The sequence below is a fragment of the Pedobacter sp. R20-19 genome, assembly GCF_000708265.2.
Taxonomy (GTDB): Bacteria; Bacteroidota; Bacteroidia; order Sphingobacteriales; family Sphingobacteriaceae; genus Pedobacter.
Genome location: NZ_JCKI01000002.1, coordinates 503,155 through 529,326, shown reverse-complemented (window position 1 = coordinate 529,326; position 26,172 = coordinate 503,155). Strand labels below are relative to the sequence as shown.

General features: G+C 36.5%; 25 protein-coding genes. 13 read left to right on the top strand and 12 right to left on the bottom strand.

The window, feature by feature from the left end; all coding sequences use genetic code 11:
- Nucleotides 1-6 precede the first annotated feature (6 nt).
- From AN34_RS06120 to AN34_RS06100, 5 genes are all read right to left on the bottom strand, one after another.
- On the bottom strand, nucleotides 7-1,206 hold the full coding sequence (locus tag AN34_RS06120) for a Gfo/Idh/MocA family protein (RefSeq protein ID WP_029283338.1): 1,200 nt from the start codon (nucleotides 1,204-1,206) through the stop codon (nucleotides 7-9).
- On the bottom strand, nucleotides 1,206-2,570 hold the full coding sequence (locus AN34_RS06115; RefSeq protein ID WP_029283336.1) for a DUF1080 domain-containing protein: 1,365 nt from the start codon (nucleotides 2,568-2,570) through the stop codon (nucleotides 1,206-1,208). The genes AN34_RS06120 and AN34_RS06115 overlap by 1 nt, the downstream gene beginning before the upstream one ends.
- Nucleotides 2,571-2,668: 98 nt before the next feature.
- Complete coding sequence (locus AN34_RS06110; protein ID WP_029283334.1) at nucleotides 2,669-4,024, bottom strand: Gfo/Idh/MocA family protein; 1,356 nt, start codon at nucleotides 4,022-4,024, stop codon at nucleotides 2,669-2,671.
- Nucleotides 4,025-4,057: 33 nt separating this feature from the next.
- On the bottom strand, nucleotides 4,058-4,921 hold the full coding sequence (locus AN34_RS06105; protein ID WP_029283331.1) for a sugar phosphate isomerase/epimerase: 864 nt from the start codon (nucleotides 4,919-4,921) through the stop codon (nucleotides 4,058-4,060).
- Between the two features lie 297 nt (nucleotides 4,922-5,218).
- Entirely contained in the window at nucleotides 5,219-7,897 is a 2,679-nt protein-coding gene (locus AN34_RS06100) for a valine--tRNA ligase (protein WP_029283329.1), read from the bottom strand.
- A 288-nt stretch (nucleotides 7,898-8,185) separates the two neighbouring features.
- On the opposite strand from AN34_RS06100, the gene AN34_RS06095 reads away from it, so the two are divergent.
- A complete protein-coding gene (locus AN34_RS06095; RefSeq protein ID WP_029283327.1) occupies nucleotides 8,186-8,395 on the top strand; it encodes a DUF6434 domain-containing protein in 210 nt (69 codons plus the stop codon).
- Nucleotides 8,396-8,425: 30 nt separating this feature from the next.
- Here the strand turns inward: AN34_RS06095 and AN34_RS06090 are convergent, their stop codons facing one another.
- The 4 genes from AN34_RS06090 to AN34_RS06075 all read right to left on the bottom strand — a co-directional run bounded on the left by AN34_RS06090 (nucleotide 8,426) and on the right by AN34_RS06075 (nucleotide 12,623).
- Nucleotides 8,426-9,058, bottom strand: coding sequence for a Uma2 family endonuclease (locus AN34_RS06090; RefSeq protein ID WP_029283325.1), 633 nt, complete (start codon nucleotides 9,056-9,058; stop codon nucleotides 8,426-8,428).
- Between the two features lie 73 nt (nucleotides 9,059-9,131).
- Nucleotides 9,132-9,764 (bottom strand): Uma2 family endonuclease, encoded by a 633-nt coding sequence (locus tag AN34_RS06085; protein ID WP_029283323.1) that lies wholly within the window; start codon nucleotides 9,762-9,764, stop codon nucleotides 9,132-9,134.
- A 227-nt stretch (nucleotides 9,765-9,991) separates the two neighbouring features.
- Complete coding sequence (locus AN34_RS06080; RefSeq protein WP_029283321.1) at nucleotides 9,992-10,624, bottom strand: Uma2 family endonuclease; 633 nt, start codon at nucleotides 10,622-10,624, stop codon at nucleotides 9,992-9,994.
- A gap of 28 nt (nucleotides 10,625-10,652) precedes the next feature.
- The gene (locus AN34_RS06075) at nucleotides 10,653-12,623 is read right to left on the bottom strand and encodes a heavy metal translocating P-type ATPase (RefSeq protein WP_029283319.1); all 1,971 of its coding nucleotides are present in this window, start codon (nucleotides 12,621-12,623) and stop codon (nucleotides 10,653-10,655) included.
- A 438-nt stretch (nucleotides 12,624-13,061) separates the two neighbouring features.
- On the opposite strand from AN34_RS06075, the gene AN34_RS06070 reads away from it, so the two are divergent.
- The 3 genes from AN34_RS06070 to AN34_RS06060 all read left to right on the top strand — a co-directional run bounded on the left by AN34_RS06070 (nucleotide 13,062) and on the right by AN34_RS06060 (nucleotide 16,573).
- A complete protein-coding gene (locus tag AN34_RS06070; protein WP_029283317.1) occupies nucleotides 13,062-15,098 on the top strand; it encodes a M13 family metallopeptidase in 2,037 nt (678 codons plus the stop codon).
- A gap of 213 nt (nucleotides 15,099-15,311) precedes the next feature.
- Nucleotides 15,312-16,088 (top strand): DUF2625 family protein, encoded by a 777-nt coding sequence (locus AN34_RS06065; protein ID WP_029283315.1) that lies wholly within the window; start codon nucleotides 15,312-15,314, stop codon nucleotides 16,086-16,088.
- 20 nt (nucleotides 16,089-16,108) lie between these two features.
- Entirely contained in the window at nucleotides 16,109-16,573 is a 465-nt protein-coding gene (locus AN34_RS06060) for a DinB family protein (protein WP_029283313.1), read from the top strand.
- On the opposite strand, the gene AN34_RS06055 is transcribed toward AN34_RS06060, so the two are convergent.
- The gene (locus AN34_RS06055; RefSeq protein ID WP_029283311.1) at nucleotides 16,570-16,914 is read right to left on the bottom strand and encodes an MmcQ/YjbR family DNA-binding protein; all 345 of its coding nucleotides are present in this window, start codon (nucleotides 16,912-16,914) and stop codon (nucleotides 16,570-16,572) included. The two genes, AN34_RS06060 and AN34_RS06055, sit on opposite strands and share 4 nt — an antisense overlap.
- 130 nt (nucleotides 16,915-17,044) lie before the next feature.
- On the opposite strand from AN34_RS06055, the gene mnmD reads away from it, so the two are divergent.
- The 7 genes from mnmD (at nucleotide 17,045) to AN34_RS06020 (ending at nucleotide 22,451) form a co-directional block, all read left to right on the top strand.
- Nucleotides 17,045-17,707, top strand: a complete 663-nt coding sequence (mnmD, locus tag AN34_RS06050; protein ID WP_029283309.1) for a tRNA (5-methylaminomethyl-2-thiouridine)(34)-methyltransferase MnmD — start codon at nucleotides 17,045-17,047, stop codon at nucleotides 17,705-17,707.
- Nucleotides 17,708-17,774: 67 nt separating this feature from the next.
- Nucleotides 17,775-18,722 (top strand): aldo/keto reductase, encoded by a 948-nt coding sequence (locus AN34_RS06045; RefSeq protein ID WP_029283307.1) that lies wholly within the window; start codon nucleotides 17,775-17,777, stop codon nucleotides 18,720-18,722.
- A gap of 79 nt (nucleotides 18,723-18,801) precedes the next feature.
- The gene (locus AN34_RS06040; protein ID WP_029283305.1) at nucleotides 18,802-19,911 is read left to right on the top strand and encodes an AI-2E family transporter; all 1,110 of its coding nucleotides are present in this window, start codon (nucleotides 18,802-18,804) and stop codon (nucleotides 19,909-19,911) included.
- Nucleotides 19,912-19,927: 16 nt separating this feature from the next.
- Nucleotides 19,928-20,377, top strand: a complete 450-nt coding sequence (locus AN34_RS06035; protein WP_029283303.1) for a hypothetical protein — start codon at nucleotides 19,928-19,930, stop codon at nucleotides 20,375-20,377.
- A gap of 9 nt (nucleotides 20,378-20,386) precedes the next feature.
- Nucleotides 20,387-21,193 carry a nucleoside triphosphate pyrophosphohydrolase gene (mazG, locus tag AN34_RS06030; RefSeq protein ID WP_029283301.1) on the top strand — a complete coding sequence of 269 codons (807 nt, stop codon included), beginning with the start codon at nucleotides 20,387-20,389 and terminating at the stop codon, nucleotides 21,191-21,193.
- A 2-nt stretch (nucleotides 21,194-21,195) separates the two neighbouring features.
- A complete protein-coding gene (locus tag AN34_RS06025; protein ID WP_029283299.1) occupies nucleotides 21,196-21,603 on the top strand; it encodes a hypothetical protein in 408 nt (135 codons plus the stop codon).
- 38 nt (nucleotides 21,604-21,641) lie between these two features.
- Nucleotides 21,642-22,451, top strand: a complete 810-nt coding sequence (locus AN34_RS06020) for an alpha/beta hydrolase (RefSeq protein WP_029283297.1) — start codon at nucleotides 21,642-21,644, stop codon at nucleotides 22,449-22,451.
- A gap of 19 nt (nucleotides 22,452-22,470) precedes the next feature.
- On the opposite strand, the gene AN34_RS06015 is transcribed toward AN34_RS06020, so the two are convergent.
- Nucleotides 22,471-22,842, bottom strand: coding sequence for a YchJ family protein (locus AN34_RS06015; RefSeq protein WP_029283295.1), 372 nt, complete (start codon nucleotides 22,840-22,842; stop codon nucleotides 22,471-22,473).
- 4 nt (nucleotides 22,843-22,846) lie between these two features.
- Nucleotides 22,847-24,586 (bottom strand): diadenylate cyclase, encoded by a 1,740-nt coding sequence (locus AN34_RS06010; RefSeq protein ID WP_082468331.1) that lies wholly within the window; start codon nucleotides 24,584-24,586, stop codon nucleotides 22,847-22,849.
- A 186-nt stretch (nucleotides 24,587-24,772) separates the two neighbouring features.
- On the opposite strand from AN34_RS06010, the gene AN34_RS06005 reads away from it, so the two are divergent.
- Both AN34_RS06005 and AN34_RS06000 read left to right on the top strand, forming a co-directional pair.
- A complete protein-coding gene (locus AN34_RS06005; RefSeq protein WP_029283291.1) occupies nucleotides 24,773-25,573 on the top strand; it encodes a tRNA pseudouridine(38-40) synthase TruA in 801 nt (266 codons plus the stop codon).
- 52 nt (nucleotides 25,574-25,625) lie between these two features.
- The gene (locus tag AN34_RS06000) at nucleotides 25,626-26,069 is read left to right on the top strand and encodes a hypothetical protein (RefSeq protein WP_029283288.1); all 444 of its coding nucleotides are present in this window, start codon (nucleotides 25,626-25,628) and stop codon (nucleotides 26,067-26,069) included.
- Nucleotides 26,070-26,172 lie beyond the last annotated feature (103 nt).

The following is a 26,172-nucleotide window of genomic DNA, read 5'->3' as shown; positions in this document are numbered from 1 at the left end:
AAACCATTAAACAGCATATTCCTTTTTCCAAACCTGTTTATTTCCTGAATATATCGCTTCATTACACATCGCCACACAAATCGAAGCCTGAGTACCAGTTTTTACATTTGATGCCGGAAGTTTACCAGAAATAATCGATTCATAAAATTCTTCCAAAGCATAATTCGTTCCATCCATAGTTGGTTTATCTAAAATCGGGATTCCTCCATCGGTGTTTACTACAATTTTAGATGCCCCGGTAACCCCATCTACAATCCCAAGTTCTTTTTTCCTTTCCGGCTCCGGATAAAAAACCCCCGTATTGGTAAGCAAAGAAACCGAGCCTTTTGTACCCTTGATTTTAAAAAGATAACCATCATGAGCATTACCACAAGTTGCACCAAAGTTCCCGATCATTCCGGCCTGATCGTAACGAAGCATCGCCTGGATATTATCATAAGTTTCTCTTCCATCTTTAAACACGTCAATACCTCCCGTTCCAGTAATTTCATCAGGCTGGGTTTCGAAAGCCCAGTTAATAAAATCAATTTGATGTGAAAGCAGTTCGGCAGCTAATCCTCCAGAATATTCTTTGTACATCCGCCAGTTAATCTGACGTTCCAGTTTAGGATCATTTACTTTTCTCCGCCAGTTCCCGTTTCTATCCCAGCGGCAATCAACCTGCGAAACCTTGCCTAAATACCCGCTTTGGATCATATCCTTCACCCTAAAATACAAAGGTGAATATCGGTATTGATAACCTACCTGATAAACCTGTTTAGGATATTTCAGCACTAAATTTCGCAGTTCCAACGCCTGAGCAATGTTATAGGTCATGGTTTTTTCAACATACACATGCTTTCCGGCCAATACGGCATCCTTTGCAATTTTAAAATGTTCACTCAGCGGCGTGGCGATAAAAACAGCATCGATCTTTGGATGATCTAAAATTTGTTTATAATCCTTGATAGCCTTTGCAGATGATGGCACATATTTTTTGGTTTCTTCCAAACGAAAATCCAGCACATCACAATAAGCCAAAATGTTAAATTTTTGAGGCATCGATTGGATAACAGAGAGCACACCTTTACCCCTGTCGCCACAGCCAATCATTGCCACGTTTATTATTTTCTCCCGATTAAGTGTCAGGTTGGCCAATACTTTTTCCGAACCCAGAACCCCTGAACCCACCAATACCGACTTTTTTAAAAATGATCTGCGATGCATTATAAAGTCTTAATTTTGATGGTTCTGAAATCAACTTTATTTCCATGATCCTGAATCAGGATATGACCTTTGGGCGCCTCTCCAAAATTTTTCCAGTCCTTATATTTACTAATGGCCACCAGCTTTTTAAACTCCGCTGATCCACGCACATATTCTAAAACCTTTACACCATTCAAATAATGCTCTACTTTATTATTTGGGTAAACCACTAAACGGGCATTATTCCAGCTTCCAATCGGCCGTAAATACCGGGCTTCTTTTTTGGCGGTAATTAAGTCATATAAGGAAGCCAAAGTACGGTTTCCATCTCTCCCTAGTTTAGCATCAGGATGCAATTCATCGTCTAAAACCTGGTATTCTAAACCAATGGCCGATCCTTTATTATTTTCACTTAGTGTTACAAAATACTTTACACCACTATTTGCACCAGGTGTAAGCTTAAATTCAAAAGAGAGGTCAAATGCTGAATATTCTGCCTTTGTTACAATATCCCCACCATTAGTAGATTCTGAACCGCCAGATGGCTCAACACTGATTACACCATCAGCTATCTTCCAACCTTTTGCCGGGAAATCATTTTTATACGCCCCAATCCAACCATTGTTTGTTTTACCATCAAAAAGCAATTGGTATCCTTCTGATTTTTCATAGGCAGATAAAGTATTTGGGGTTAAGTTAACGGTGTAAATCCCTTTAGGAAACGCTTTAGGCTTTATCCCTTCAGTTTGAATGTTAATATTTTTGAAATAAACCTTCTTCCCGTCATTTTCCAAATTATTGCCAATACTATGCACCTGCAAGCCAATAAAACCTGACTGATCCAATGTATCAATCACATCAGAAACTGGCTTCCCATTTACCCAGGTTTTAAGCTCATTACCAATGCATTCGATTCTGTAATGGTTAAATTCATTCTTTTTATACAATGATTTGGCAGTCGGATTTAACTCCAAAGGATAAAGCCAAAGTCTTCTGGCCTCGTCATAAATACCGCCAGTCCACGCACGCGATGTTGGGTCTATTTCTACTTGCCTGCCATAAACCAAACCTTTTCCTCTGTTTCCTTCAGGTTTAATATGGCTCCTCGTCTGGATACCAGAATTGGTATTATCACCTTCTAATTTAACATCCAGTTCCAGAATAAAGTCTCCGTATTCCTGTTCTGTAATTAGGAAAGAATTTGGCGTATCCTTAGTCATGGTACCCACAATCATTCCATTCTCCACTTTATAAGGTGCTGCTCCCGCAACGGCTTTCCAACCGGTTAGCGTCTTTCCATCAAATAAAGGTTTTGTTTTTTGTGCAACTGCTGACAGGCTGATCAGGCAAAAGGCTAGAATACTATATTTTTTGATATTTAACATGATAGGTTTTTTCTTGCCGTCATTGCGAGGAAGAATGACGAAGTAATCTTTTTTGCTGAATAGATTGCTTCGTGCCTCGCAACGACGATATTTTTATTTTAATATTTAAATACTTTACCGTTGGCGATTACTTCCTGACGGCTTTCATCAAAGACTGATTTTGCTCCTGTCCGGACTGCAGCATTGGTCATGATGTTGGCAATAGAATGAGAATAGCCAGCTTCTACGGGTGCATTAGGTGTTTTACGACTCCGAACGCATTCCATCCAATTGCGCATATGTCCGGATGTTAAACCATCTCCGCCCATGTTGGCGCCGGTTGCTGCTTTAATTTCTGTTTTAGATAAATCAAATTCAGGCAAAAGATTCGCTTTCAACCCCATCGCTGCAGCTTCCTGCTGTCTTAACCCTCCCTTTGGAGAAACTTTATTGGTCATCAGGTTTAGTTCCCCACCGTTTGAATAGTAAACTTCGCCTACATCACCAACGCTATTTTGCATTCTAGATGTAAAAGTAACCTGAAAACCATCTTCAGAATTGGGCTGACCATAATCGAAAACCGCTACCATAGAATCCCAGTTTCTGCGGCCATCTTTCCATGTGTAAATGCCACCATTTGCCACTACACTTCGTGGATGTTTTAAGTTGGTAAACCAGTGAACGGTATCAATCTGATGTGACATCCATTGTCCGGGCATCCCGGATGAATATGGCCAGAACAACCTATACTCCAAATATTTTCTTGGATCAAAAGCCTCAGAAGGACGATTCAATAAAAATCTTTTCCAATCGGTATCTTCTGCTTTAAGTTTAGACACTAAATCTGGTCTGCGCCACCTTCCAGGTTGGTTCACATTCCAAACAAGATCTACTGCTGTGATGGGACCAAACTTCCCTTCCTGAATGTATTTTGCCGCATTGGCATAATTCTCTCCACTCCGGCGTTGAGAACCTATTTGAACAATACGATCAGTTGCTTTTACCGCTTTAAGTGCTGCTTTTGCATCATCCATCGTTTCAGCAAAAGGTTTTTCAACATAAGCATCACAATTGGCCTTTACGGCTTCAATGGTATGTAAAGCATGCTGAAAATCAGCCGTACTGATAATTACCGCATCCAGATCTTTCATGGCATATAGTTCATCATTATTTCGGCAGGCTTTAATATCATGGCCAAATTTTGCGTTTAAATGTGCTACCCCTAAATCCCTTCTGTAATTCCATAAATCAGAAAGTCCAACAATATCGAAGTTTAATTCTTTGCTATGGTTTAGGAAACAAGGCAGCAAAGTATCTTTAAAGCGATCTGAAAAACCTACCACACCTACACGAACCCGGTCATTAGCACCGATAATTCGTCCGTAACTTTTAGCACTCATGCCCATAGTACCCGCATAGGTTGCCGCAGCAAATATGGCAGATTGCCTGATAAATTTTCTTCTGGAATTTTCCATATAAATGTTTTAATAAATAGCCGGTGTATGTTCTTATTTGGTGTAAACTTCTTTAATTTGTTTAGTTAGATACTGATAGCAAAATGCCATTTGCGCTGGTGAATAATTACTTCCAGCCTCAACAAATATTGGCCCTTTATATTTTGCCGTTCTTAAAGCCTTCAAGTAAGGTCGAAAATCATCTCCCATAATACCAGGCAAGGTTCTTTCTTTATCTTCTGCAATTTCACAATGGATCAGTAAATTTTTGGCATCAATAATACTTTGAGGCAATTCTCCTTCCCGCCGCATATGAAAAATATCGGCGTTGAGTTTGAAATTCGGATGGTTTATGCGTCTTACCACATCTGCTGCAGATCTTACACTGTTCAGAAAATTGGTTTCTTTGCTTTGCAAGTTTTCAAGCGCGATTTTTACGTTATATTTTTTAGCGATTGCTGCAATTTTTTTTCCTAATAAAATAAAGTCTGACGTTGCTTTATTGACATCGTAACCATCGGGTAACCTGCGTGCGGCACCACTCCCTAAAACGATTACCTTAACTTTAGCTTGCTGGGCCCTAGAAAATAAACGATCAGTATAATTTAATACGGCTTGCTCTTGAACATCCGGACCAGCTATTTTCATTTGACCAGGAAACATAACATTACAAATATAGAGCCGAGATTTTGCATTTTCAATCAGCTTTAGGTTTTGTTTAAATTTCTCTTCAGATAAGGATGGAGAAATCATTCGTCCAACAGATTCTCCGAATAATCTAAATCCTGATGCAGATATTAAACTGTCTTTTTCTATTGGCGCCACAATACCAAGTGAGATAAACGTTTGATTAGCTGATTGAAAACTAAATAATAAAGGTGTAAGAAAAAATATAATGGCTAATTTTTTTAATCTCATTCTTCTTTATATTGTTTAGTCAATTTGCAAAACAATGAATAATTGCAACTCCTGACTTTGGATTTGGTTAGAAAAAGCTAAAGCCTTTTAATTACTCTAAAATAAGGCTTTTACAGGAGAGATTGTAAATTGGTAGGTAACATTTTAGAAACCGGAGTACTTAGCAGTTCTAAATCAATCGAGCAGATGAATTTAGTTTTGAATTTTTAATAAACAAAAAGCCCTTTAGAAAATTAATCCTAAAGGGCTTTTCAAACCTATGAGGTTTTAAAAATCTCATAGGTTTATTTAATAATCTTATCCCAGCATCACCAGACTTTCTTCAATGATCTTGATTTTTGCCTCAGCATCTGCTTTCTTATTGCGTTCATTGGCAATAATTTCTGGTTTCGCATTTTGCACAAAACGTTCGTTACTCAACTTCGCATCAACAGATTTTAAGAAACCTTGCAAATAAACTAAATCAGCATTTAAACGGGTGCGTTCTGCTTCAACATCAATATTTTCAGAAAGCGGAATGAAAAATTCATCCTTTCCAGCCATGAATGCAGTTGCACCGGCAATTTTATCGTTTACAATTTCAGCTTCAGAAACATTAGCCAATTTGAAAACAATATTCAACCATTTTTCGTAGTCGATATCAGAATTCACTTTCAAACTGAGTGGCAAGGCTTCTTTTGGAGATATTTGTTTTTGATTCCTCACATTTCTAATTTCTGCAACAACCGTTTTTATCACCTCAGCATCTTTCAATAATTTTTCATCTATTTCACCAGCTTCCGGGAATGATGCAACGATACAACAATCCATTTCTCCACGTTCAGCAAACAAATCATCATGCCATAATTCTTCTGTTAAAAAAGGCATATTAGGATGCAATAACTTAATAATCTGCTCAAAAAAAGCAACGGTAGCCTGATAACTCTCTGCATCAATTGGTTGCTGATAAGCCGGCTTAACCATTTCTAAGTACCAGGCACAGAAATCATCCCAAACCAATTTGTAGGTGATCATCAAAGCTTCCGATAAACGATATTGTTTAAAATTAGCCTCAATCTCAACTAACGCTTCATTGAAACGATTTTCAAACCAGGAGATTGCCTGTGTATTCGGATTCTCTAAATTTTCATCAACTTCCCATCCCTTAACCAAACGGAAAGCATTCCAAATTTTTGAGGCAAAATTACGCCCTTGCTCACAGTAGCTTTCATCAAACATCAAGTCGTTACCGGCAGGCGATGACATTAACATACCTACACGAACGGCATCGGCACCATATTTTTCAATCAGTCCAATCGGATCAGGTGAATTACCTAATGATTTAGACATTTTGCGACCTAATTTATCGCGAACAATACCTGTTAAATACACATTGGTAAATGGTTTTTTACCCATAAACTCATGTCCGGCCATGATCATACGAGCCACCCAAAAGAATAAAATCTCTGGTGCTGTTACCAAATCATTGGTAGGGTAATAATAATTGATGTCTTTATTATCAGGGTTTTTAAAACCATCAAATACAGAAATTGGCCACAACCAGGAAGAGAACCAGGTATCCATTACATCTTCATCTTGTTTGATAAATGGCTCAAGCTGATGTTTGAAGCCAGCTTTATCTGCCTCCACACCATGATCATCTAAATGCTTTTTATTCCAGAATTCTTCTAATGCTTCGTCCTTTGTTTTGGCAACTACCCAGTTTCCTTTATCATCATACCAGGCAGGAATTTGTTGCCCCCACCAAAGCTGACGGGAAATGTTCCAATCTCGAACGTTTTCCATCCAGTGGCGATAGGTGTTTTCAAATTTATTCGGAATCAGGTTAACTTCTCCATTCAAAACGTCATCCAATGCTGGCTGCGCCATCTCTTTCATCTTTACAAACCACTGCATAGAAAGTTTAGGTTCAATAGCAGCATCTGTCCGTTCAGAGAAACCTACCTGAGATTTATAATCCTCAACTTTTTCTAAATGACCTGCTTCATCTAACAATTTAGCGATCTTTTTACGGGCAACGAACCTATCCTCGCCCACTAATATAACGGCAAGTTCATTTAAAGTTCCATCATCATTTAAAATATCAGTAACAGGCAAATTGTGTTTAACGCCCAATTCATAATCATTTAAATCATGTGCTGGCGTAACCTTTAAACAGCCTGTACCAAATTCAATATCAACATATTCATCCTCAATTACTGGAATTTCGTGATTAACCAGCGGAACAAAAACTTTTTTTCCTTTTAAATGCGTAAACCGTTCATCGTTTGGATTAATACAAATCGCTGCATCGGCCATAATCGTTTCAGGTCTCGTTGTAGCGACGGTTAGGTATTCCGGATCATCTTGATTATCACTACTTACTACCTGATACTTAATATAATATAATTTCTGATTTACTTCCTTACGGATTACCTCTTCATCAGATACGGCCGTTTTACCAGCAGGGTCCCAGTTTACCATACGGATACCACGATAAATCCAGCCTTTCTTGTACAAATGAATAAATGAATCGATAACAGCAGCGGAAAGGTCTTCTTCCATCGTAAAACGTGTACGATCCCAATCGCAGCTTGCGCCTAATTTCTTTAATTGCTCTAGAATGATACCGCCGTATTTTTCTTTCCATTCCCAGGCATATTTCAAAAACTCTTCACGCGAGAGGTCTTTTTTATCCATGCCTTGCTCCTTTAACATGGCCACAACTTTCGCCTCAGTAGCAATAGATGCATGGTCAGTACCCGGAACCCAACAGGCATTTTTACCCTGCATACGTGCTTTACGAATCAAAACATCCTGAATCGTATTATTCAACATATGCCCCATGTGCAATACTCCAGTTACATTTGGCGGCGGAATGACGATGGTATAAGGCTCACGCTCATCAGGCTCTGAATGGAAAAACTTTTTTGATAGCCAGTAGCTATACCATTTATCTTCTGTTTCTGCAGGATTGTACTTAGTGGAAATGCTCATGAAAAATTAATATAAAAGCCCAAAAATAGCTAATTAAGCGCAAAGCTAAAAGACTAAAACAGAAAGATAAATGCGGAATTTAGGTATATAGCATGATCTCCCTCTTAAAAAGTACTTCTTGCTGTAATTGAAATCATCGAAAAGCAATTAGCTGAACTTCACACTGGCTTAATTTGCTATTGGATAGGGGAAGTTAAAGATATTTATAGGCTTCATTCCGATTGACGAAATACCTGTCTTAAGGTCAAAACCTACCGAAAATCATAATAATTTTTTCCAAATTTGTTGATGAGCAAATTTAATTGGCATTCCGAACCTTTGAGTGATCAAACAATCATCACCAAAGATTTTAAAAACACACAAAATGTACGGCGTTATTTCCGATCACATTTCGGAGAAAGCTGGAAAAACAATAGAATCTTTATGGCTTGGTTTAAAGACAATGATGGAAAAACTTTAAAAGAGGCTGTAGAAGAATTTAAGAATCAATATATTTAACTTGTAGCTCAATTAGCAATCCATAATCTTCTAATCTAAATCTTGAAACACATCGTCAAGTGATAGTTCAAAACCTGGCAAAACTGATGAAGATACCTTTTCACTTAAGGTAAATATTTTTGAAGGTTGAAATTTACCAAACTCATTTAAGGTATAAATCAAAATACTTTGATCGCTTTGGCTCACCACCCAATATTCCTTTACGCCAAACTCTTGATAAACTTTATATTTATGCAACAGCTCCACTTTAGTATTTCCTGGGGAAAGAATTTCGATAATCAAATCTGGTGCGCCGATGCAGCCCCGATCATCTAATTTATTTTTATCACAGATAATACAAATATCGGGCTGCAATACGGTAAATACGTCTTTATCCTGTTTACTTTCTTTAGGAAAACGAACATCAAAAGGTGCGTTATAAACCTCACAAGATTTACCTTTTAGAAAATGAACTAATGAATAAGAAATTCTAATCGAAATTTTTTGATGTATACGTGATGGCGCAGGGCTCATCTTAAAGATTTTACCTTTAATGAGCTCAACCCGATCCTGAAATAACCAATTTAAATAATTCGCATAACTATACGTTAATGATGCATCAATATCATTAAATTCCCTAACGGGTTCATCATTTAAATCTGAATATATAACTGGCTTATTCATAATCAAATATACTAAAATTTATAGTATAAAAAACTACAACAAATTGCCTCCCTTAATTTATATTTCCAATGATTTAATCAAGATCCTGAAATACATCGTCTAATGCCAATTCAAAACCCAATAAAACAGAAGAGGTTACCTTTTCGCTTAAAGTAAATATTTTTGAGGGCTGAAATTTACCAAACTCATTTAAGGTATAAATCAAAATACTTTGATCGCTTTGGCTCACCACCCAATATTCTCTGACACCAAACTCCTGATAAACCTGATATTTATGTAATAGCTCCACTTTGGTATTACCTGGAGAAAGAATTTCTACAACTAAATCAGGTGCACCAATGCAGCCCCGATCATCTAACTTACTTCTATCGCAAACTACACAAATATCTGGCTGCAATACGGTAAACACATTCTTATCCTCCTTACTTTCTTTCGGAAAACGCACATCAAAAGGTGCAGAATAGACTTTACAATATTGATTTTTAAGAAAGTTAGCTATTGGATTAAAAATATTCCTGGAAATTTCCTGATGCACCCGTGACGGCGCTGGGCTCATCTTAAAGATTTTACCCTTAATGAGCTCTACCCGATCCTGAAAAAGCCAGTTTAAATAATTCGCATAGCTATAAGTTAATGATGCATCAATATCATTAAATTCCCTAACGGGCTCATCATGTAAATCCGGATATGAAACGGGCTTATTCATAACCAAATATACTAATTTTTGTAGTAAAATAAAGCGAGATATTCAATACTAAGACGTCTTAATTTTTTTATCCCGGCTAACATTAACATAACACATTCTAATTTTTGCTAAAAATAAAAGATGACTTAAAAGCTTAATGATAGAAAAATCATAGAGAATTAAATACCTAATAAGTTTACTGCATTTGTAAATAAGACTTTCAACTTTAGCCCTTACCCTTTAAGCTTTTAATTTAAATCACTAAAAACATCATCCAATGCAAGTTCAAAACCCACTAAAACAGAAGAGCCTACCTTTTCACTTAAGGTAAATATTTTTGAGGGCTGATATTTACCAAACTCATTTAAGGTATAAATCAAAATACTTTGATCGCTTTGGCTCACCACCCAATATTCTTTGACACCAAACTCTTGGTAAACCTGATATTTATGTAATAGCTCCATTTTGGTATTACCCGGTGAAAGGATTTCTACAACTAAATCAGGTGCACCAATGCAGCCCCGATCATCTAATTTACCTTTATCGCAAACTACACAAATATCTGGCTGCAATACGGTAAACACATTCTTATCCTCCTTACTTTCTTTTGAAAAACGAACGTCAAAAGGCGCAGAATAAACTTTGCAAGGTTTACCATCCAAAAAATTTATGAAAGATTTTAATAAATTAATAGAAATTTCTTGATGCACCCTGGATGGCGCAGGGCTCATCTTAAAGATTTTACCCTTAATGAGCTCAACCCGATCCTGAAAAAGCCAGTTTAAGTAATTCGCATAGCTATAGGTTAATGATGCATCAATATCATTAAATTCCCTAACAGGCTCATCATGTAAATCTGGATAAGGAACTGGCTTATTCATAACCAAATATACTAATTTTTATAGCAAATTAAAACTTCATTTTCTGAATTCTAACTGCATTCAAAATTGCCAGTAAAGCTACACCAACATCAGCAAAAACAGCTTCCCACATGGTGGCAATTCCACCAGCACCTAAAATTAACACCAATGCCTTTACCGCAAAGGCCAATGTAATATTTTGAATGACTACTCTTCTGGTTGCCCTACCAATTTTAATGGCCGTTACAATTTTTGAAGGTTGATCAGTTTGTATCACTACATCTGAAGTTTCAATAGCAGCATCACTCCCCATGGCACCCATCGCAATCCCGATATCACTAATGGCTAAAACTGGCGTATCATTAATACCATCGCCTACAAAAGCAACTACATTATTTTTATCTTTTTTAATTTCCTCTAATCTCGAAACCTTACCTTCAGGTAGTAAATCCCCAAAGTAAGAACTGATGTTTAAACTCTTGGCAACTTTCTCAACGATACTGGTCTTGTCTCCACTTAACATTACAACCTGAGTAACGCCATTATGATGAAGCTGAGCAATCGCATCAGCTGCATCTTCCTTAATTTCATCAGCAATTAAAACATAGCCAGCATATTTTCCATCAATAGCCAAAACCACAATGCTTTCAACCAGATTATTAATTTCTGGATCGAAATCGATATTAAATTTTGTAAGGAGTTTAATATTGCCAGCCAAAAGTTCCTGGCCATTTACAACGCCTTTCAGTCCCATTCCAGAGATTTCCTCTACGTTTTCAGCCTGATAAGTAATGTGATCTCCAGCATATTTAACAATTGCTTTAGCAATTGGATGAGTGGATTTAGCTTCTAATGCTGCTAAGAGACCAATAAATTCATTTTCTCCAATATTACTTTCTATTTTTTGAACATTGAAAACGCCTTTAGTCAACGTTCCCGTTTTATCCATTACTACTGTATTTAATTTCGTAATTAAATCCAAAAAGTTAGATCCCTTAAAGAGAATCCCATGAGCAGAGGCTGCACCTATACCACCAAAGTAACCTAGCGGAATAGAAATAACCAATGCACAAGGACAAGAAATGACCAGAAAAACCAATGAACGATATAACCAGGTTTGAAAATGATAGTCATTTCCTAAAATTAATATGGGAACAAGCACCAAAGCCAGCGCTAAAAAAAATACAATTGGTGTATATACTTTGGCAAACTTGCGAATAAACAATTCCGTTTTTGCCTTTCTCGTTGTCGCATTTTGAACCATTTCTAAAATTCGGGATAGTGCACTATCAGCAAATATTTTAGTCACCTTAATTTCGATCACCTGATCCAGGTTTAGCATCCCTGCCAATACACTCTCTCCTTTAATAATAGTTCTAGGACTGCTTTCTCCTGTTAATGCAGCGGTGTTAAAACTACTTTTTTCTGATTGCATTTCGCCATCCAAAGGAATTTTTTCACCAGCTTTGATTTGTATGGTTTCGCCTATAATAACTTTTTCCGGATTAATACTTTCATACTTTCCATTGCGTAATACATGAGCGATATCGGCACGTACATCCAGTAATGCAGAGATATTTCTCTTTGCCCGATTTACTGCAGCCATCTGAAATAACTCTCCGAAGGTATAAAAAAGCATTACCGTTACTCCCTCAGGATACTCACCAATGGCAAATGCGCCAATGGTTGCGATAGACATTAAGGAAAATTCAGTAAAGAAATCTCCCGCTTTAAAAGTTTCCCAAACCTCCTTCAAAACAGGGATACCTACCGGCAGATAAGCAACAACATACCAGTAAGGCCGTATAATGGTAAATGCATCAACTCTCAAAATATGGTCGAAAACAATTCCAATCAACAACATTATTAGGGTAACCAGTGCAGGCAGATAGGTTTTAAATGCAGATGGATCGCCACCATGATCGTGGTCATCTCCATCTTCATGCGAATGTTTATGCTCAGGCTTACAATGGGCTTTGGTACTGCAGCAACTATCTTCTTGATCGTGATTATGGCTCATTATATTTATGCTAACTATATTAAGTTCTTAAATGATGAAGGAAATACAATTTTAATTAAAAACCTAATGAATTTAAAAATCATCAAAAGAGTATAAATGTAGCTTAAGCAATATCTATCCACAATAAGCCTTCATTTCAAGTCTGTTAAATAACAGACGATCAAATTTAGATAAAATTAAATGCTTTATGCTGAATCATTCTTGATAGTGATTTTTTTGACAAGGACACAATAAATAATGTTAAAAAATGTTAATACTGTTATAAAGATTGAAAATCATGAAATCCATTAAAATCACATTTTCAGCATCAGAAATTATCAGACGTCTCGGTTTGGCAAAAATATACTATTGGTTTAACAAGTAATATTCTTGGTATAAAGCCTCAGTATTAATTAGTATTTCATAAATTTCGCATTAATAACTAACTTATTCAATCGAATGAAATACCAAAATTTGAAAACATATTTTGCTGCACTTGGTATAGTAGCCGCAGGCCTTTCTGCAAACGCACAGACCACGAAAAAATTTATTGACCCGGCAAATATGGATTTATCCGTAAAACCCGGCGATGATTTTTACACTTACGCCAGTGGTACCTGGGTTAAAAATAATCCAGTTCCAGCCAAAGAGACTCGCTGGGGCTCATTTAATGAACTTCGCGATTTTAACATCAATGCTGTAAAAACTTTAGTAGAAGATGCTGCAGCTGATAAATCTGCACCAGCTGGTTCAGTTAAACGCCGTGTTGGTGATTTTTTTGCCGCAGCAATGGACACGGTAGCCATTGAAAAACTAGGCTATACACCAATTAAAGCTGATCTGGAAAAAATAAATCAAATCAAAGATATTCAAGGTGTTTTAGATCAGGTAGCCTATATGCGGGTGAGTGGAATTGGCAGTCCGATGTTTGGTGTTGGTATTGGCCAGGATCGCAAAAATGTAAGCAAATACATGGTTAACATTGGTCAGGGTGGTACAACTTTGCCAGATCGTGATTACTATTTGAAAGATGATACCAGAAGTGTTAAAATTCGTGAGGCTTACAACACCTATATGACAACCCTGTTCACCTTAACAGGAAGTGATGCAGCAGCAGCAAAGCAGAAAGCTGAAACTGTTTTTAAAATTGAGAAGCAACTGGCAGAGGCACAAATGAGCCGCATGGAAATGCGTGATCCATATGCCACTTATAATAAACTTACCGTAACAGATCTGAATAAGAAAACACCTGATATTAACTGGGCTGCTTTTTTACCAAAATTTAAAATTAAGGGACAGGATACTGTTTTGGTATCATCACCTAAGTTTTTAGCCAGTTTAGATGGCATGTTGAAATCAGTTCCACTGGCAGATTGGAAAACATATTTACAATGGAATATTTTAAAAAATTCTGCAGGAAGCCTGAGTTCTCCATTTGTTAAGGCAAACTTTGCTTTTACACAAGCACAAACCGGACAGAAAGTACAAACTCCACGCTGGCAACGCATGTCGTCTTTAACAGATGGCACTATTGGTGAACTTTTAGGACAGCTTTATGTGGCCAAATATTTCAAACCAGAAGCGAAAGCACGGATGGATGCCATGATTGTAAACTTACGCAAAGCTTTCGAAATTAGAATTAACGGCCTGGAATGGATGAGTGCAGAAACCAAGAAAAAAGCTTTAGAAAAACTTGCTGCCTTTAAACCAAAAGTAGGCTACACTACAAAATGGGAAACTTATACTGGCCTAGACATTAAAAGAGATACTTATTTCCAGAACTTACGTAATGCAAGTGTATGGAGTTACAATGAAAACGTAAACAGATTAGGTAAACCAGTAGATCGTAATCGTTTTGGTATGACTCCTCCAACAGTTAATGCGTCATACAGCCCTACCATGAACGATATTACTTTCCCTGCCGGAATTTTACAGTTTCCATTCTTTGATCCAAATGCAGATGATGCTGTAAACTATGGTGGAATTGGTGCTGTAATTGGTCATGAAATGAGCCACGGTTTTGATGATAGTGGAAGTCAGTATGATGCACATGGTAACTTAAAAAACTGGTGGACAGCTGAAGACAAAGCTAAATTTGATGCTAAAACAAAAGCGTTAGGTGAGCAGTTTGATGCCTATACTGTTTTAGATACTGTTCATGTTATTGGTAAATTAACTATGGGCGAAAATATAGGCGATTTAGGTGGACTAAATGCAGCTTACACAGCCTTCAAAATGACAAAACAAGGTCAGAGCAATGAAAAAATTGATGGTTTTACACCAGATCAAAGATTCTTCTTATCATGGGCACAAGTTTGGAGAGGTAATATTTTACCAGAAAGTGCAGCGCAATTAATTAAAACAGATCCACACTCTCCAGGTCCGTACCGTACCATTGGCGCACCAGTTAATATGGATGCCTGGTATACGGCTTTTGATGTGAAACCTGGCGATAAATTATATAAAAAACCAGAAGACAGAATTAGAATGTGGTAAATTAAGGTGAAGAGTTGAAAGTTGGAAATCGTAAAGCTATCCACCAGTTAACCTAAACTATCCACCCTATTCATTCATACATTATCGCAAACGCTCCCACAACCATGGGAGCGTTTCGTTTTATGATTCTTAGAGATTTTAATTCAGGATCAAACTAAAATCCATGAGAATCATTATATCTTTGATCTACTTATGCATCCATCATCATTATCCATGAAAGTAACACTTAATTTTTTTTCCTTACTGGCCCTATGCTTCATCTCATTTGGTGTTTCCGCTCAAAATAAACTCATCAGTTTAGATAAATTAATTAACAAAACTGATCCGGCCTGGCCATTGGTACAAAAGTGGATTGATTCTGCTAAAAATAAAGTTGAAGTTTTACCCGTTGATTCTTCTAGAGCTAAAGAAGTGCTATATAATGCACAGATGACCACCTATGCCACACTGGGATCAGTTATTTACAATACTGGCGGTATCATGGTAGACAATGGCTGGATCAGAATTTTAGGCTCAGGCAGTGAAAGATTAACACGTAATATCGCAGAATGGAATAAAGGTAAAACCATCAAGGAATATGGAGACAACATTCCTTATCTACTTATTGCTGACGATGCCGTAGGTGGTTTCTTCGCCATTAATTATGGTGGCTTAGGGCCTGATGTTAAGAATGTTTATTACTTAGAACCCAATACACTTACCTGGCAACCCCTTGGCGCTGGCTATGGAGAGTTTCTGATTTTCTGCTTTGATAGCGACCTATCTAAATTCTACAAAGGCTTACGCTGGAGCACCTGGGATCAGTTTATTGGGAATTTAGCAGATACCAAAAGCTACAGTTTCCGCCCTTATTTATGGGAACAAGGTACTGATATTGAAAAATGTACAAGAAAACTAGTGGGCATTGAAGAAATGTATAATTTCAACATCATGAAATCAAAAGAGTTGAATGCAGATAAAGGAATAAAAAAAGACGATGCAAAACAATAACCTAACCGCTATTAACTAAAATGCAAAGCAGTGAAGAACAGTTAAATCAGATAAGAAACACCAGACTGTTTATTTTAGATTTAGTGAAGGATTTGAGCATTGAACAGCTCAATAAAATCCCAAATGGTTTTAACAATAACATCATCTGGAATATTGCACATTTAACCGCAGCACAACAAAATCTTTGCTATTCGAGGTCAGGCTTGTTACCTACTGTGGCAGATAAACATTTCTTGCCTTTTTTAAGTGGAACAAAGCCTGATGGCTTCCTTAGTGAAACTGAAATCAAAGATATTTACATTACCTTTTTAGCCAGTATCGATCAGTTTAAAGTAGATTATGCCAATAATTTGTTTTTAGCGTTCGATCAATGGGATAAACGCTATGGCATGAAATTGAAAAACATTGAAGATGCCATCAACTTTATTCCTTTTCACGAAGGCATGCATATCGGTTACATCATGGCACTTAAAAAACTGATTTAAGCTTCAATATATTTTGCCTGTGTTTTCTTGGGCAATTTGGCTAAAACCATCGCTCTTGAGTCGGCCACCCTCGATTTCAATTCCTGATCGTTAAAAACTTCGAGATTTTCAATCATAATCCATTGCCTTTTTGCCAAATGATAAGCCTGTGCAATTCCATCTCTCGCCGTTAATTCATCAAAATCATCAGGATTACATTTTATCGAAAACCTGCTTCCCTCGTCAATAGCAATAATGATGTATATTTTTTCTTCGATCATAAAACACAAATGATCCCATTTCATTCCCTCGGTTGTACCAGGCAAGCTTAAACAGTATTCTCTAAAAGATTCAATGTCCATGGAGGTAGTTAGGTGGTTAGGTGAAACTAAAATAGAAGTACTATTTTTGCATGATCATAAATTATTGATATGCGAAAATAATAAATTTTCAACTATTATCTTGAACCCGTTAATCCTCATCATCCAAAACATGAATATTATAACCCCTACTGCCGATGGTTCCAACACCCTTTACAATGAAACCATTGGAGAGCATTATCATAGCAAGCATGGTGCTTTACAAGAAAGCAAACATGTTTTTATAGATGCCGGATTAAAATTTGCTTCAGCAGAAAAATCAGCTATTTCAATTTTGGAGGTTGGCTTTGGAACGGGATTAAACTTTATCTTGAGTGTAGAATACTGTGCTCAACACCAAATTCATTTAGACTACACCAGTGTGGAGGCTTTTCCACTTACTTTTGATGTAATTAACCAAACAGGTTATTCAGCTTATGTATCTCCAGCTATTTGGGATAGTTTTATTAATAACTATAATGAAGCTTTACATCACCCACAAACACTATCTGAATACTGTAAGCTTGAAATCCCATATACCACACTTGTCAACTTTACCACAGAAAAAAGATTTGACCTAATTTATTACGATGCTTTCTCCGTGCAACATCAGCCTGAAATGTGGACGAATGAAATTATTGCTCATGCCTGCAATTTTTTAAAGCCAGGTGGTATTTTTGTAACCTATGCCATTACCGGCAACCTTAAACGTGCGGTAAGAGCAGCTGGTTTCAACATTGAAAAACTACCTGGTGCGCCAGGTAAGAGAGAAATGCTTAGGGCAGTAAAAATCTGACAAAAAGGAGACTGCCAGCAAAAACCACCATTCTATTGGTTTGTTATTCTATACAAAAGTGAACATCATGGAAAAAAGAACATTAGGAAAAACAGATTTAAATATAGCACCCATAGTATTTGGAGGAAATGTTTTTGGATGGACAATCGACGAACAAAAGTCTTTTGAAATACTCGATCATTTTGTTGATGCTGGTTTTAATTTTATTGATACAGCCGATGTGTATTCACGCTGGGTTCCAGAAAATAAAGGTGGAGAATCAGAAACAATTATTGGTAACTGGCTTAAAAAAAGAAACAGACGCCATGATGTGGTTATTGCAACAAAGGTAGGCTCGGATATGGGGCAAGGCAAATCATTAAGAAAAGATTACATCATTAACCAGGTTGAACATTCTCTTTCGCGTCTGCAAACAGATTATATCGATTTATATTTTTCTCATTTTGATGATGAGTCTACACCTGTAGAAGAAACATTAAGCGCATATGAAATCTTAATTAAATCTGGCAAAGTACGTTGGATTGGTGCTTCAAACTTTTCTGCTGAAAGATTAAAAGAATCTTTAATTTTCTCTGCACAACACCATCTTCCAAGTTACGAAGTTTATCAACCCGGATATAATTTATTTGACCGGGAAGAATTTGAACGCGAACATGAAAAAATTTGTTTGGATCATGATTTAGGAGTAGTTAGTTACTATTCTCTGGGCAGCGGTTTTCTAACCGGAAAGTACCGCAGCGAAGAAGATTTAAAGAAAAGTCAACGTGGTGGCGGCATTAAAAAGTTTCTAAATGAAAGAGGCTTTCAGATTCTGGATGCATTAGATCAGGTTGCAGACAAATATCATGTAGAACAGGCATCTGTAGCACTGGCATGGCTTATTCACCATCCTTCCATTACAGCACCAATTGCAAGTGTAACAGATCTGAATCAGTTAAAATCTTTTACAGCAGCGGCCAATCTGAAATTAATGCCAGAAGATATTTCTCTATTAAATAAGGCGAGCAGCTATTAAAAATAATCACCTATATTTAAATGCCCGATTAATCAAACAATTAATCGGGCATTTTGTATTAAACTGAATTTATAACACCATGAAAGAAAAACTTACCTTTTTGCCTAAATTGGCCCTTGTTCTTTTCTGCCTGATCAGTCTAACTTACATTGCTATTTTAGGACAATCACTTTTAGCGCCACTACTTTTTTCTTTTTTAATGGCTATTCTCCTGCTTCCGGTAGGTAACTTTTTAGAACACAAGTTTAGGTTTAAAAGAAGCCTGTCAACCATTCTTGCGGTCATTCTAATGATTGCTGTTATTGGTGGTATTGTTTATTTCTTCGGAAATCAATTAAGCGATTTATGGTCAGACTGGCCTTTACTCAAACAAAAGGCTAACGTTTCTTTTCATGAATTGCAGCATTGGATCTCAACCACTTTTCATGTGAATACAGAGAAACAACTGTCATACCTGAATGACAGTACAGAAAAAGCATTAGCTACCAGTGCCACAATTGTGGCGACAACACTTGCTACCCTATCTTCTACCTTGCTATTTTTAGGCTTCACCTTGCTATTTACCTTTTTCATATTAAATTACCGCAGGGTATTATATACCTTTCTAACAACAGTTTTTAAAGAAGAACATAAAGAAAAGGTAACCGAAATTGTAAGTCAGATTCAATACATCATCAAAAAATATATCATCGGTTTGTTTTTGCAAATGCTTATAGTAACCATTTTAATGATTGCCATTTTAAGTTTATTGGGCGTTAAATATGCTGTCCTTCTAGGCTTAGTAGCAGGCATTTTTAATGTGGTTCCTTATCTGGGCATCTTTTTCGCCTTACTGGTAAGCTGCTTAATTACCTTTGCAACGGCAGGTGCGGGTAAGGTTTTGCTGGTTTTAATTACATTTATAGGTGTTCATGCCATTGATGGTAATATTCTAATGCCACTGGTTGTTGGCTCTAAAGTAAAAATTAATGCGCTTTTTGCCTTTCTCGGAATTATTATAGGTGAGATGATCTGGGGTATTTCAGGAATGTTTTTATGTATTCCTTATCTGGCCATGTTAAAAATTATATTTGACAGGGTAGATAATCTGAAGCCATGGGGAATTTTAATGGGCGAAGAGCATAAACCTCAAAAGAAAAAGCGTGTGTATCAAATCACCAAAAAAATTAAGCTAGAGGAAAAAGATTAATAGTAAAACTTGCTTAATGAAACCTTTATTTGTTTTACTAGTGGTATATGTGGCTGTATTGGCCTTTAGCAGTCATACTACCTTCGACAAAGGAAATATTTTTGCCGGGAATATCGCTATGTCAGTGATGCTTCTTTTTACGGCAATTGGTCATTTCAAATTCAAGACAGCTATGGCCGCCATGATTCCGCTATTTATACCCGCAAAGGTTGAAATTATTATTTTTACAGGTGTGCTTGAAATTTTATTTGCTATTGGTTTAGGGATAGAAAGTACCCGCTATTATACTGGCATCGCACTAATCATATTTTTGTTTACTATTCTGCCTGCCAATATTTATGCGGCTAAAAACCGAATCAATTATGAGAATTTATTTAAGCCTGGCCCCGGAATCAAATATTTGTGGTTTAGAATCCCATTTCAATTTTTCTTAATCGCCTGGGTTTGGTACTTTAGCATCAGATAAAATATAAATATGCCTAATCATCCAATTCCTGCAGCTGCTGATCATCCTGCTGGCGCCTTTAACAGATTACTTACCGTTCTGGATACACTACGTACGCAATGCCCATGGGATAAGAAGCAGACCATGGAAACCTTGCGCCATTTAACGATTGAAGAAACTTATGAGTTAAGTGATGCCATTTTGGAAGGCGACCTGGATGAGATTAAAAAAGAATTAGGTGATGTAATGATGCACCTGGTTTTTTATTCACGTATTGCATCAGAAACCAGTGCGTTTGACATTACCGATGTTTTAAATGGCGTGTGTGATAAACTGGTTAATCGCCATCCACACATTTATGGAGATGTAGAAGTACAGAATGAGGAAGATGTAAAACGCAATTGGGAACAAATTAAGCTAAAAGAGGGAAATAAGTCTGTACTTGCTGGTGTTCCAGCTTCTCTTCCTGCCTTGGTAAAGGCTTCACGTATTCAGGAAAAAGCACGTGGAGTGGGCTTTGACTGGGAAGATAAAAATCAGGTTTGGGAAAAGGTGGAAGAAGAACTTCAGGAATTTAAGGCTGAATTTAATGTAGCCGATCACACGGCAATAGATATAGAAAAGGCTGAATCAGAGTTTGGTGATGTACTTTTCTCTTTGATTAACTACGCCCGTTTCATCAACATTAATCCAGAAAATGCCCTTGAAAAAACAAATAAAAAATTTATTAAACGTTTCCAGTATTTGGAAGAGAAAGCCAAAGAAAATGGCAAGGCTTTAGCAGATATGACACTCGCTGAGATGGATATTTATTGGAATCAAGCGAAGAAATTATAAATATGAGTTCTGAATTTAAAGATCATCAAATACCAAAAAACCTGGTGAATATCATCACTTTTAATGTTACTGACACTAAAAGCGTAGATGGCGGTATTGTTCCATGGGTAAATATCGGACGTGCAAATGAGGAAATTCTCAATCTGGTAGATGCAGATGAGATTGTAATTCCTGAACATGACATTTCAATTTCCATAGATTACCCTATGCAAAATCCAGAAACTTTTCAGCTCTATTCATCCATCGGATTTTCCAGAAAACTACTATTGATAGAAATCAGGGAGAAGTTTCTGGAACTTTCGAGCAGGAATGATGAGTCATTCGACAGCAATGCTTTAGATCTGGTTGCTTTGGATGTGTATAAAACCGAAGCCGGAAAAATTGAAATCACTTTAGATATAGACGCTTAATATTTAGCACCATTTTTTTTTCGTGCATCATCAAACATATGAATTTTTTATACTTTAACTTATTAATAATCTTCTTCTCTATTAACGGCTTAAAAGCTTCACAGCTGCAAGATTCGATTCCCGCCCACGATAGTTTTACCATAATATCGGAGAAGGTTGGAGAAACCAGAACCATTAATGTTTGGGTTCCGGAAGGCTATACTAAAAATACCGATGCTCTGCCCGTAATGTACATGGCTGATGGCGGCATAAAAGAAGACTTTCCACATATTGCAAATACATTTGCCAAACTGATCAATGCCAAAAGTATTCCACCTATAATACTCGTAGGCATAGAAAATACACAAAGAAGAAGAGACCTGACTGGTTTTACCGAAGTTGCAGAAGATAAAACAATTGCTCCGGTTGTTGGAGGGGCAGAAAAATTCAGAGCCTTTATTAAAGATGAGCTTTTCCCTGAAATTGGTAAACGGTATCACGTGTCTAACAAAAGAGGAATCCTTGGTGAATCCCTTTCAGGATTATTCGTGATGGAAACTTTAATGCTAAAACCTGATATGTTTGATTACTACATTGCATTTGATCCTTCATTGTGGTGGAACAATCATAATCTGCTTAATCATGCAACACAGCAGTTAAAAAAATTACCACGACCAGAAAAAACATTATGGTTTGCTGGTTCTGGTACAAAGGGTATTTCAGAATACACCAAAGCTTTAGCCAATATTTTAAAGTCTGGAAATTATAAACACATCAAATGGATGTACACTGACAAACCTGAAGAACAACACGATACCATTTTTAAAGCTACAAAAGAGGAAGCCATTTACTGGACATTGCAAAAATAAATGGAGTATTACAGCCTGTTTAATAAAATACGCCATCTACATAATACCACTTCCCGTTTTCTAATACGAAGTTTGATTTTTCATGGAGTACCGCTGTCTGAAACTTTTGAGTAAGATAAAAGGCTTTAAATTCTACGGTATTAAAATCGGCAGCAATAATTTCTAGTTTTACCCACTTGGTCTCTTTCGCACTTTGCAAATAAGCGTCTTTTCCATTTCCTTTTCGCTTGCTTACATGCGTAGTTTCAGAAAGATAATCAGCTTCCGCTAAAACAAAAGCAGCATACCTCGACCGCATTAAGGCCTCGGCAGTTGGCGCAAGTTTAAGCTTAAGGTGATAAGGTTGGCAGCAATTTTCATATTGCAGAGCACTTCCACAAGGACAATTCATATTGTTAATTAACTTCATTTAAATAGTAAGAACTGTTCATCTTCCTATTGGGTTCAAAATTATCATAAATCATTTTAACACCATCACTAAATCTGTATTTATGTTCTAAAGTAGCTTTTAAGCCATTAATCAAATTACATTCTTTTTCGCTGAAGTAAAAATTATGCTGGCTAAAATATTCCATAATGATGTTGAATCTGCGCCGATCTGTGTACTCCGCATCAACCAATAACCTAAGTTCTTCTATCTTTTTCAAAATATTCGAATGCATTACCTGAGGCTTTAACTCTGGAATAAGGTTGATCATCCCATCTTCTGAAATCACAACTAAAACAATGCCCGTCTTTTTCTCCATAAACTCATAATACCTAATGGCCGAATTAAGCCTGGCTCCTCTGGATGAATCGCCATAAGAACTGGCAATTCCATCCAGAATCACCCCTATTCCATAACACCAACAATTCGTATCCAATAATACGGCACCATCAATAGATGTAATTTGCTGCATCAAACTTCTGTTTAAAGCTACGGGCTTCACTTTAAAAGATTGTTCACTTAATCTTTCGGCTTCCTCTTTTGCCGCATTGGTAATCACTAGAATTGTTCCGTGTTTCTGCTTGGTCGCTTCGATGGTAATTTCCCATAAATTATTTAATCTATCTCGGTCTATATCTTTAAAAACCCTGTTTAATGTAGAATAAAACTTTTCCTTATTAATTTGTTCACTATACAAACTGGGCATCCTGAAGGCAACAGAGAGCATAATTTTATGATGATGCAAAACTTCCCAATGAAAATGTTTGGTAAAATGAATAACAAACAACGATTCCTCGTGGTGGTTATATTTACCTTTAATTTTCCCCAGCCCATAGATATAGACCGAATCGGAAATCAACAGATTTTTATGATCAGCCAGTTCCAAAAACTTTCTTACTTTCCTAAAATCCTTAATGAGAATAGGTTCTTCCAGTGCAATAGTTAAACTTATATTTTGATGATTTTTTTTGGCAATAATCATTTTGCCTAACCCCTCTTCACCTTCATATTTTAATGATGAAATGGTATTACAAGCATCATATAAAATGTGGAGGTTGTGTCCGTTTTGCCCGCAGGCCGAAACCGTTTTCATAAAATCATGCGCTGCAGAACTAACCAGCTCATCCCTGCTTTTAGATAAAATTTTAAACTCTGAAAGCGATTTTGCTTTTAATGCATTTGTACTGGCATTTAGATAAGTTTTAATGATACTTTCAATAAAGGAGCGACTTATTTTTTGTGTCCTAGTGGCAGTTGAATAATCTTTAGTTAAGGTATAATAAGTGTTCATTACACTTTTATTCAGTTCGGTAACTACAAAAACCAAATAACCATTGATATAGGCTGGATTGGAAATGAAACTTTCCACCACTCTGCTTTTAGCATGACTTCTTAAAATTCGTTGTATTTCAGCTAAATACTGGTTGATAAGATAGGATGAAACTTCGTTATCTGAACTTTTTGCTACAGGAAGAATGACCTTCGGAATTGATTGCAAACTTATAAAATCGGTAACACAGTAATCACAATCTTTACATTCTAAGTGAATGAAAGCTTTTTCCAGGTCATTATTTACCCTTACCCCAATCATATATACTTTTGGGTACAATCGCTCATCTAATGAATCAAAAAGTTCTTCTGCGGCAAGCTGTAGCGATATCTGACAGTGTAGCTGTTCCTCCCAAATTAAATTATTGCAACCCATCATAGTTGTTCACGAATTTAAATTAGGTACAGATTTCTACATGTCGATTTTTTTACTTTAAAGATTATTTTCAAAGATATCTGATTTCGCAATATGCCGATGTTAAAAAAGGTTAAGCATCAGTAATTTTTAGAAGATGTTTAAACCAGTCGAATTAAAGTATTTTTGTGTAAAATTGCAGTTCAAAAAATGAGGTATTTCTTTCACATCGCCTATCAGGGTCAGTATTTTAGTGGTTGGCAAAAACAGCCTGGTGTAAAAAGCGTGCAGGAAGTTATTGAGCAAACGCTTTCTAAAATATTAAAATCGCCAATCGCTATAAATGGTTGCGGAAGAACCGATGCACATGTACACGCCAGTCAGTTTTTCTTTCATGCAGATTTTGAAAAAGAAATTGAATTTGATTTACTTTTCATCCTAAACAAAGCCCTGCCTTATAACATTGCTGTTTTCGATATTATCAAAATGGAGGGAAAGCCACACGCCCGTTTTGATGCCGTTCAACGAAAATACGACTACTTTCTACATACTTATAAAGACCCTTTTTTAAGCACACAAAGTTCGCTTTACCAGGAAGCAAATTTTGATTTACATAAAATGAAAGCAGCAGTTAATCTCTTAACAAAGTATAATGATTACAGGGCTTTCTGTACCCATCCAAATAAGTACGACCATACCAAATGTAATGTAATGGAAGCAGATTTATTTGTAAATGCTAAAGGAGATAGATTTCGTTTTAACATTGCCAGTAACCGCTTTTTAGGTAAAATGATTCGTATCATTATGGGTCAGCTTATTAAAGTTGGCAAAGGTGAATTAAGCGTGGATGCGTTCGAAAGTCATTTTATCGATTTGCAAATTGGTAATGTAATTGCACCTGCTCACCCAACAGGTTTATACCTTTCTAAAGTTACTTATCCTTACCTAAATCTGGAGCCAAGAACCGATATGCTTTCGATGATTGAAGGCACACATTGGATTTCGATTTAAATAGTGTAGCACTTTTGCTATGCGCACCGTTTAAGTTTAAAACCTATACCAAATGAAAAATCAATTCATCGCTTTCGCCTTATTTGTATGTTTGATCAGCAGCTGTAAAAAAACAACATCCCGAGCTTTAATTCCAAATGGCAATTATTCTGGTGTATTAGAAGTATCCTCGAGCGCATACAAAATGCCATTTACATATCCAATCGCAATAACTTTTGAGAATGAAACATACAAAATCAGTCCCGATCCAGCTAGAAAAGATGGCGGCGGTTCAGGAACCTATGTATTTGATGGAACAATAGGAAATTTCAATGATGTAAATGTATGGAAAACAGATTTTGATAGTAACCTTATATTAAATGGCGAATATGAAATTCAATCCAATGGTAATAATCTGGTTTTAATTAAAAGATTTAAAGCATCTACCCAAACTCCACCTCCAGCCGTAACCATCTCTCAAATGTATTACAAATACATTTTAAAGAAAAGTAACTAATTTTACCTGTTACTTAATAAGTATTGCACTTTAGTCTCTAAGCTTTAATCTTTCAGCTAAATAAATAACCATTAAAGTTAAAAACCCTCTTTAAATATAAAAT

Bases quoted from the DNA above. Each gene is read 5' to 3' on its own strand.
- AN34_RS06120 (WP_029283338.1), bottom strand. From the start codon at position 1,206: ATGCATCGCAGATCATTTTTAAAAAAGTCGGTATTGGTGGGTTCAGGG.
- AN34_RS06115 (WP_029283336.1), bottom strand. From the start codon at position 2,570: ATGTTAAATATCAAAAAATATAGTATTCTAGCCTTTTGCCTGATCAGC.
- AN34_RS06110 (WP_029283334.1), bottom strand. From the start codon at position 4,024: ATGGAAAATTCCAGAAGAAAATTTATCAGGCAATCTGCCATATTTGCT.
- AN34_RS06105 (WP_029283331.1), bottom strand. From the start codon at position 4,921: ATGAGATTAAAAAAATTAGCCATTATATTTTTTCTTACACCTTTATTA.
- AN34_RS06100 (WP_029283329.1), bottom strand. From the start codon at position 7,897: ATGAGCATTTCCACTAAGTACAATCCTGCAGAAACAGAAGATAAATGG.
- AN34_RS06095 (WP_029283327.1), top strand. From the start codon at position 8,186: ATGAGCAAATTTAATTGGCATTCCGAACCTTTGAGTGATCAAACAATC.
- AN34_RS06090 (WP_029283325.1), bottom strand. From the start codon at position 9,058: ATGAATAAGCCAGTTATATATTCAGATTTAAATGATGAACCCGTTAGG.
- AN34_RS06085 (WP_029283323.1), bottom strand. From the start codon at position 9,764: ATGAATAAGCCCGTTTCATATCCGGATTTACATGATGAGCCCGTTAGG.
- AN34_RS06080 (WP_029283321.1), bottom strand. From the start codon at position 10,624: ATGAATAAGCCAGTTCCTTATCCAGATTTACATGATGAGCCTGTTAGG.
- AN34_RS06075 (WP_029283319.1), bottom strand. From the start codon at position 12,623: ATGAGCCATAATCACGATCAAGAAGATAGTTGCTGCAGTACCAAAGCC.
- AN34_RS06070 (WP_029283317.1), top strand. From the start codon at position 13,062: ATGAAATACCAAAATTTGAAAACATATTTTGCTGCACTTGGTATAGTA.
- AN34_RS06065 (WP_029283315.1), top strand. From the start codon at position 15,312: ATGAAAGTAACACTTAATTTTTTTTCCTTACTGGCCCTATGCTTCATC.
- AN34_RS06060 (WP_029283313.1), top strand. From the start codon at position 16,109: ATGCAAAGCAGTGAAGAACAGTTAAATCAGATAAGAAACACCAGACTG.
- AN34_RS06055 (WP_029283311.1), bottom strand. From the start codon at position 16,914: ATGGACATTGAATCTTTTAGAGAATACTGTTTAAGCTTGCCTGGTACA.
- mnmD (WP_029283309.1), top strand. From the start codon at position 17,045: ATGAATATTATAACCCCTACTGCCGATGGTTCCAACACCCTTTACAAT.
- AN34_RS06045 (WP_029283307.1), top strand. From the start codon at position 17,775: ATGGAAAAAAGAACATTAGGAAAAACAGATTTAAATATAGCACCCATA.
- AN34_RS06040 (WP_029283305.1), top strand. From the start codon at position 18,802: ATGAAAGAAAAACTTACCTTTTTGCCTAAATTGGCCCTTGTTCTTTTC.
- AN34_RS06035 (WP_029283303.1), top strand. From the start codon at position 19,928: ATGAAACCTTTATTTGTTTTACTAGTGGTATATGTGGCTGTATTGGCC.
- mazG (WP_029283301.1), top strand. From the start codon at position 20,387: ATGCCTAATCATCCAATTCCTGCAGCTGCTGATCATCCTGCTGGCGCC.
- AN34_RS06025 (WP_029283299.1), top strand. From the start codon at position 21,196: ATGAGTTCTGAATTTAAAGATCATCAAATACCAAAAAACCTGGTGAAT.
- AN34_RS06020 (WP_029283297.1), top strand. From the start codon at position 21,642: ATGAATTTTTTATACTTTAACTTATTAATAATCTTCTTCTCTATTAAC.
- AN34_RS06015 (WP_029283295.1), bottom strand. From the start codon at position 22,842: ATGAATTGTCCTTGTGGAAGTGCTCTGCAATATGAAAATTGCTGCCAA.
- AN34_RS06010 (WP_082468331.1), bottom strand. From the start codon at position 24,586: ATGATGGGTTGCAATAATTTAATTTGGGAGGAACAGCTACACTGTCAG.
- AN34_RS06005 (WP_029283291.1), top strand. From the start codon at position 24,773: ATGAGGTATTTCTTTCACATCGCCTATCAGGGTCAGTATTTTAGTGGT.
- AN34_RS06000 (WP_029283288.1), top strand. From the start codon at position 25,626: ATGAAAAATCAATTCATCGCTTTCGCCTTATTTGTATGTTTGATCAGC.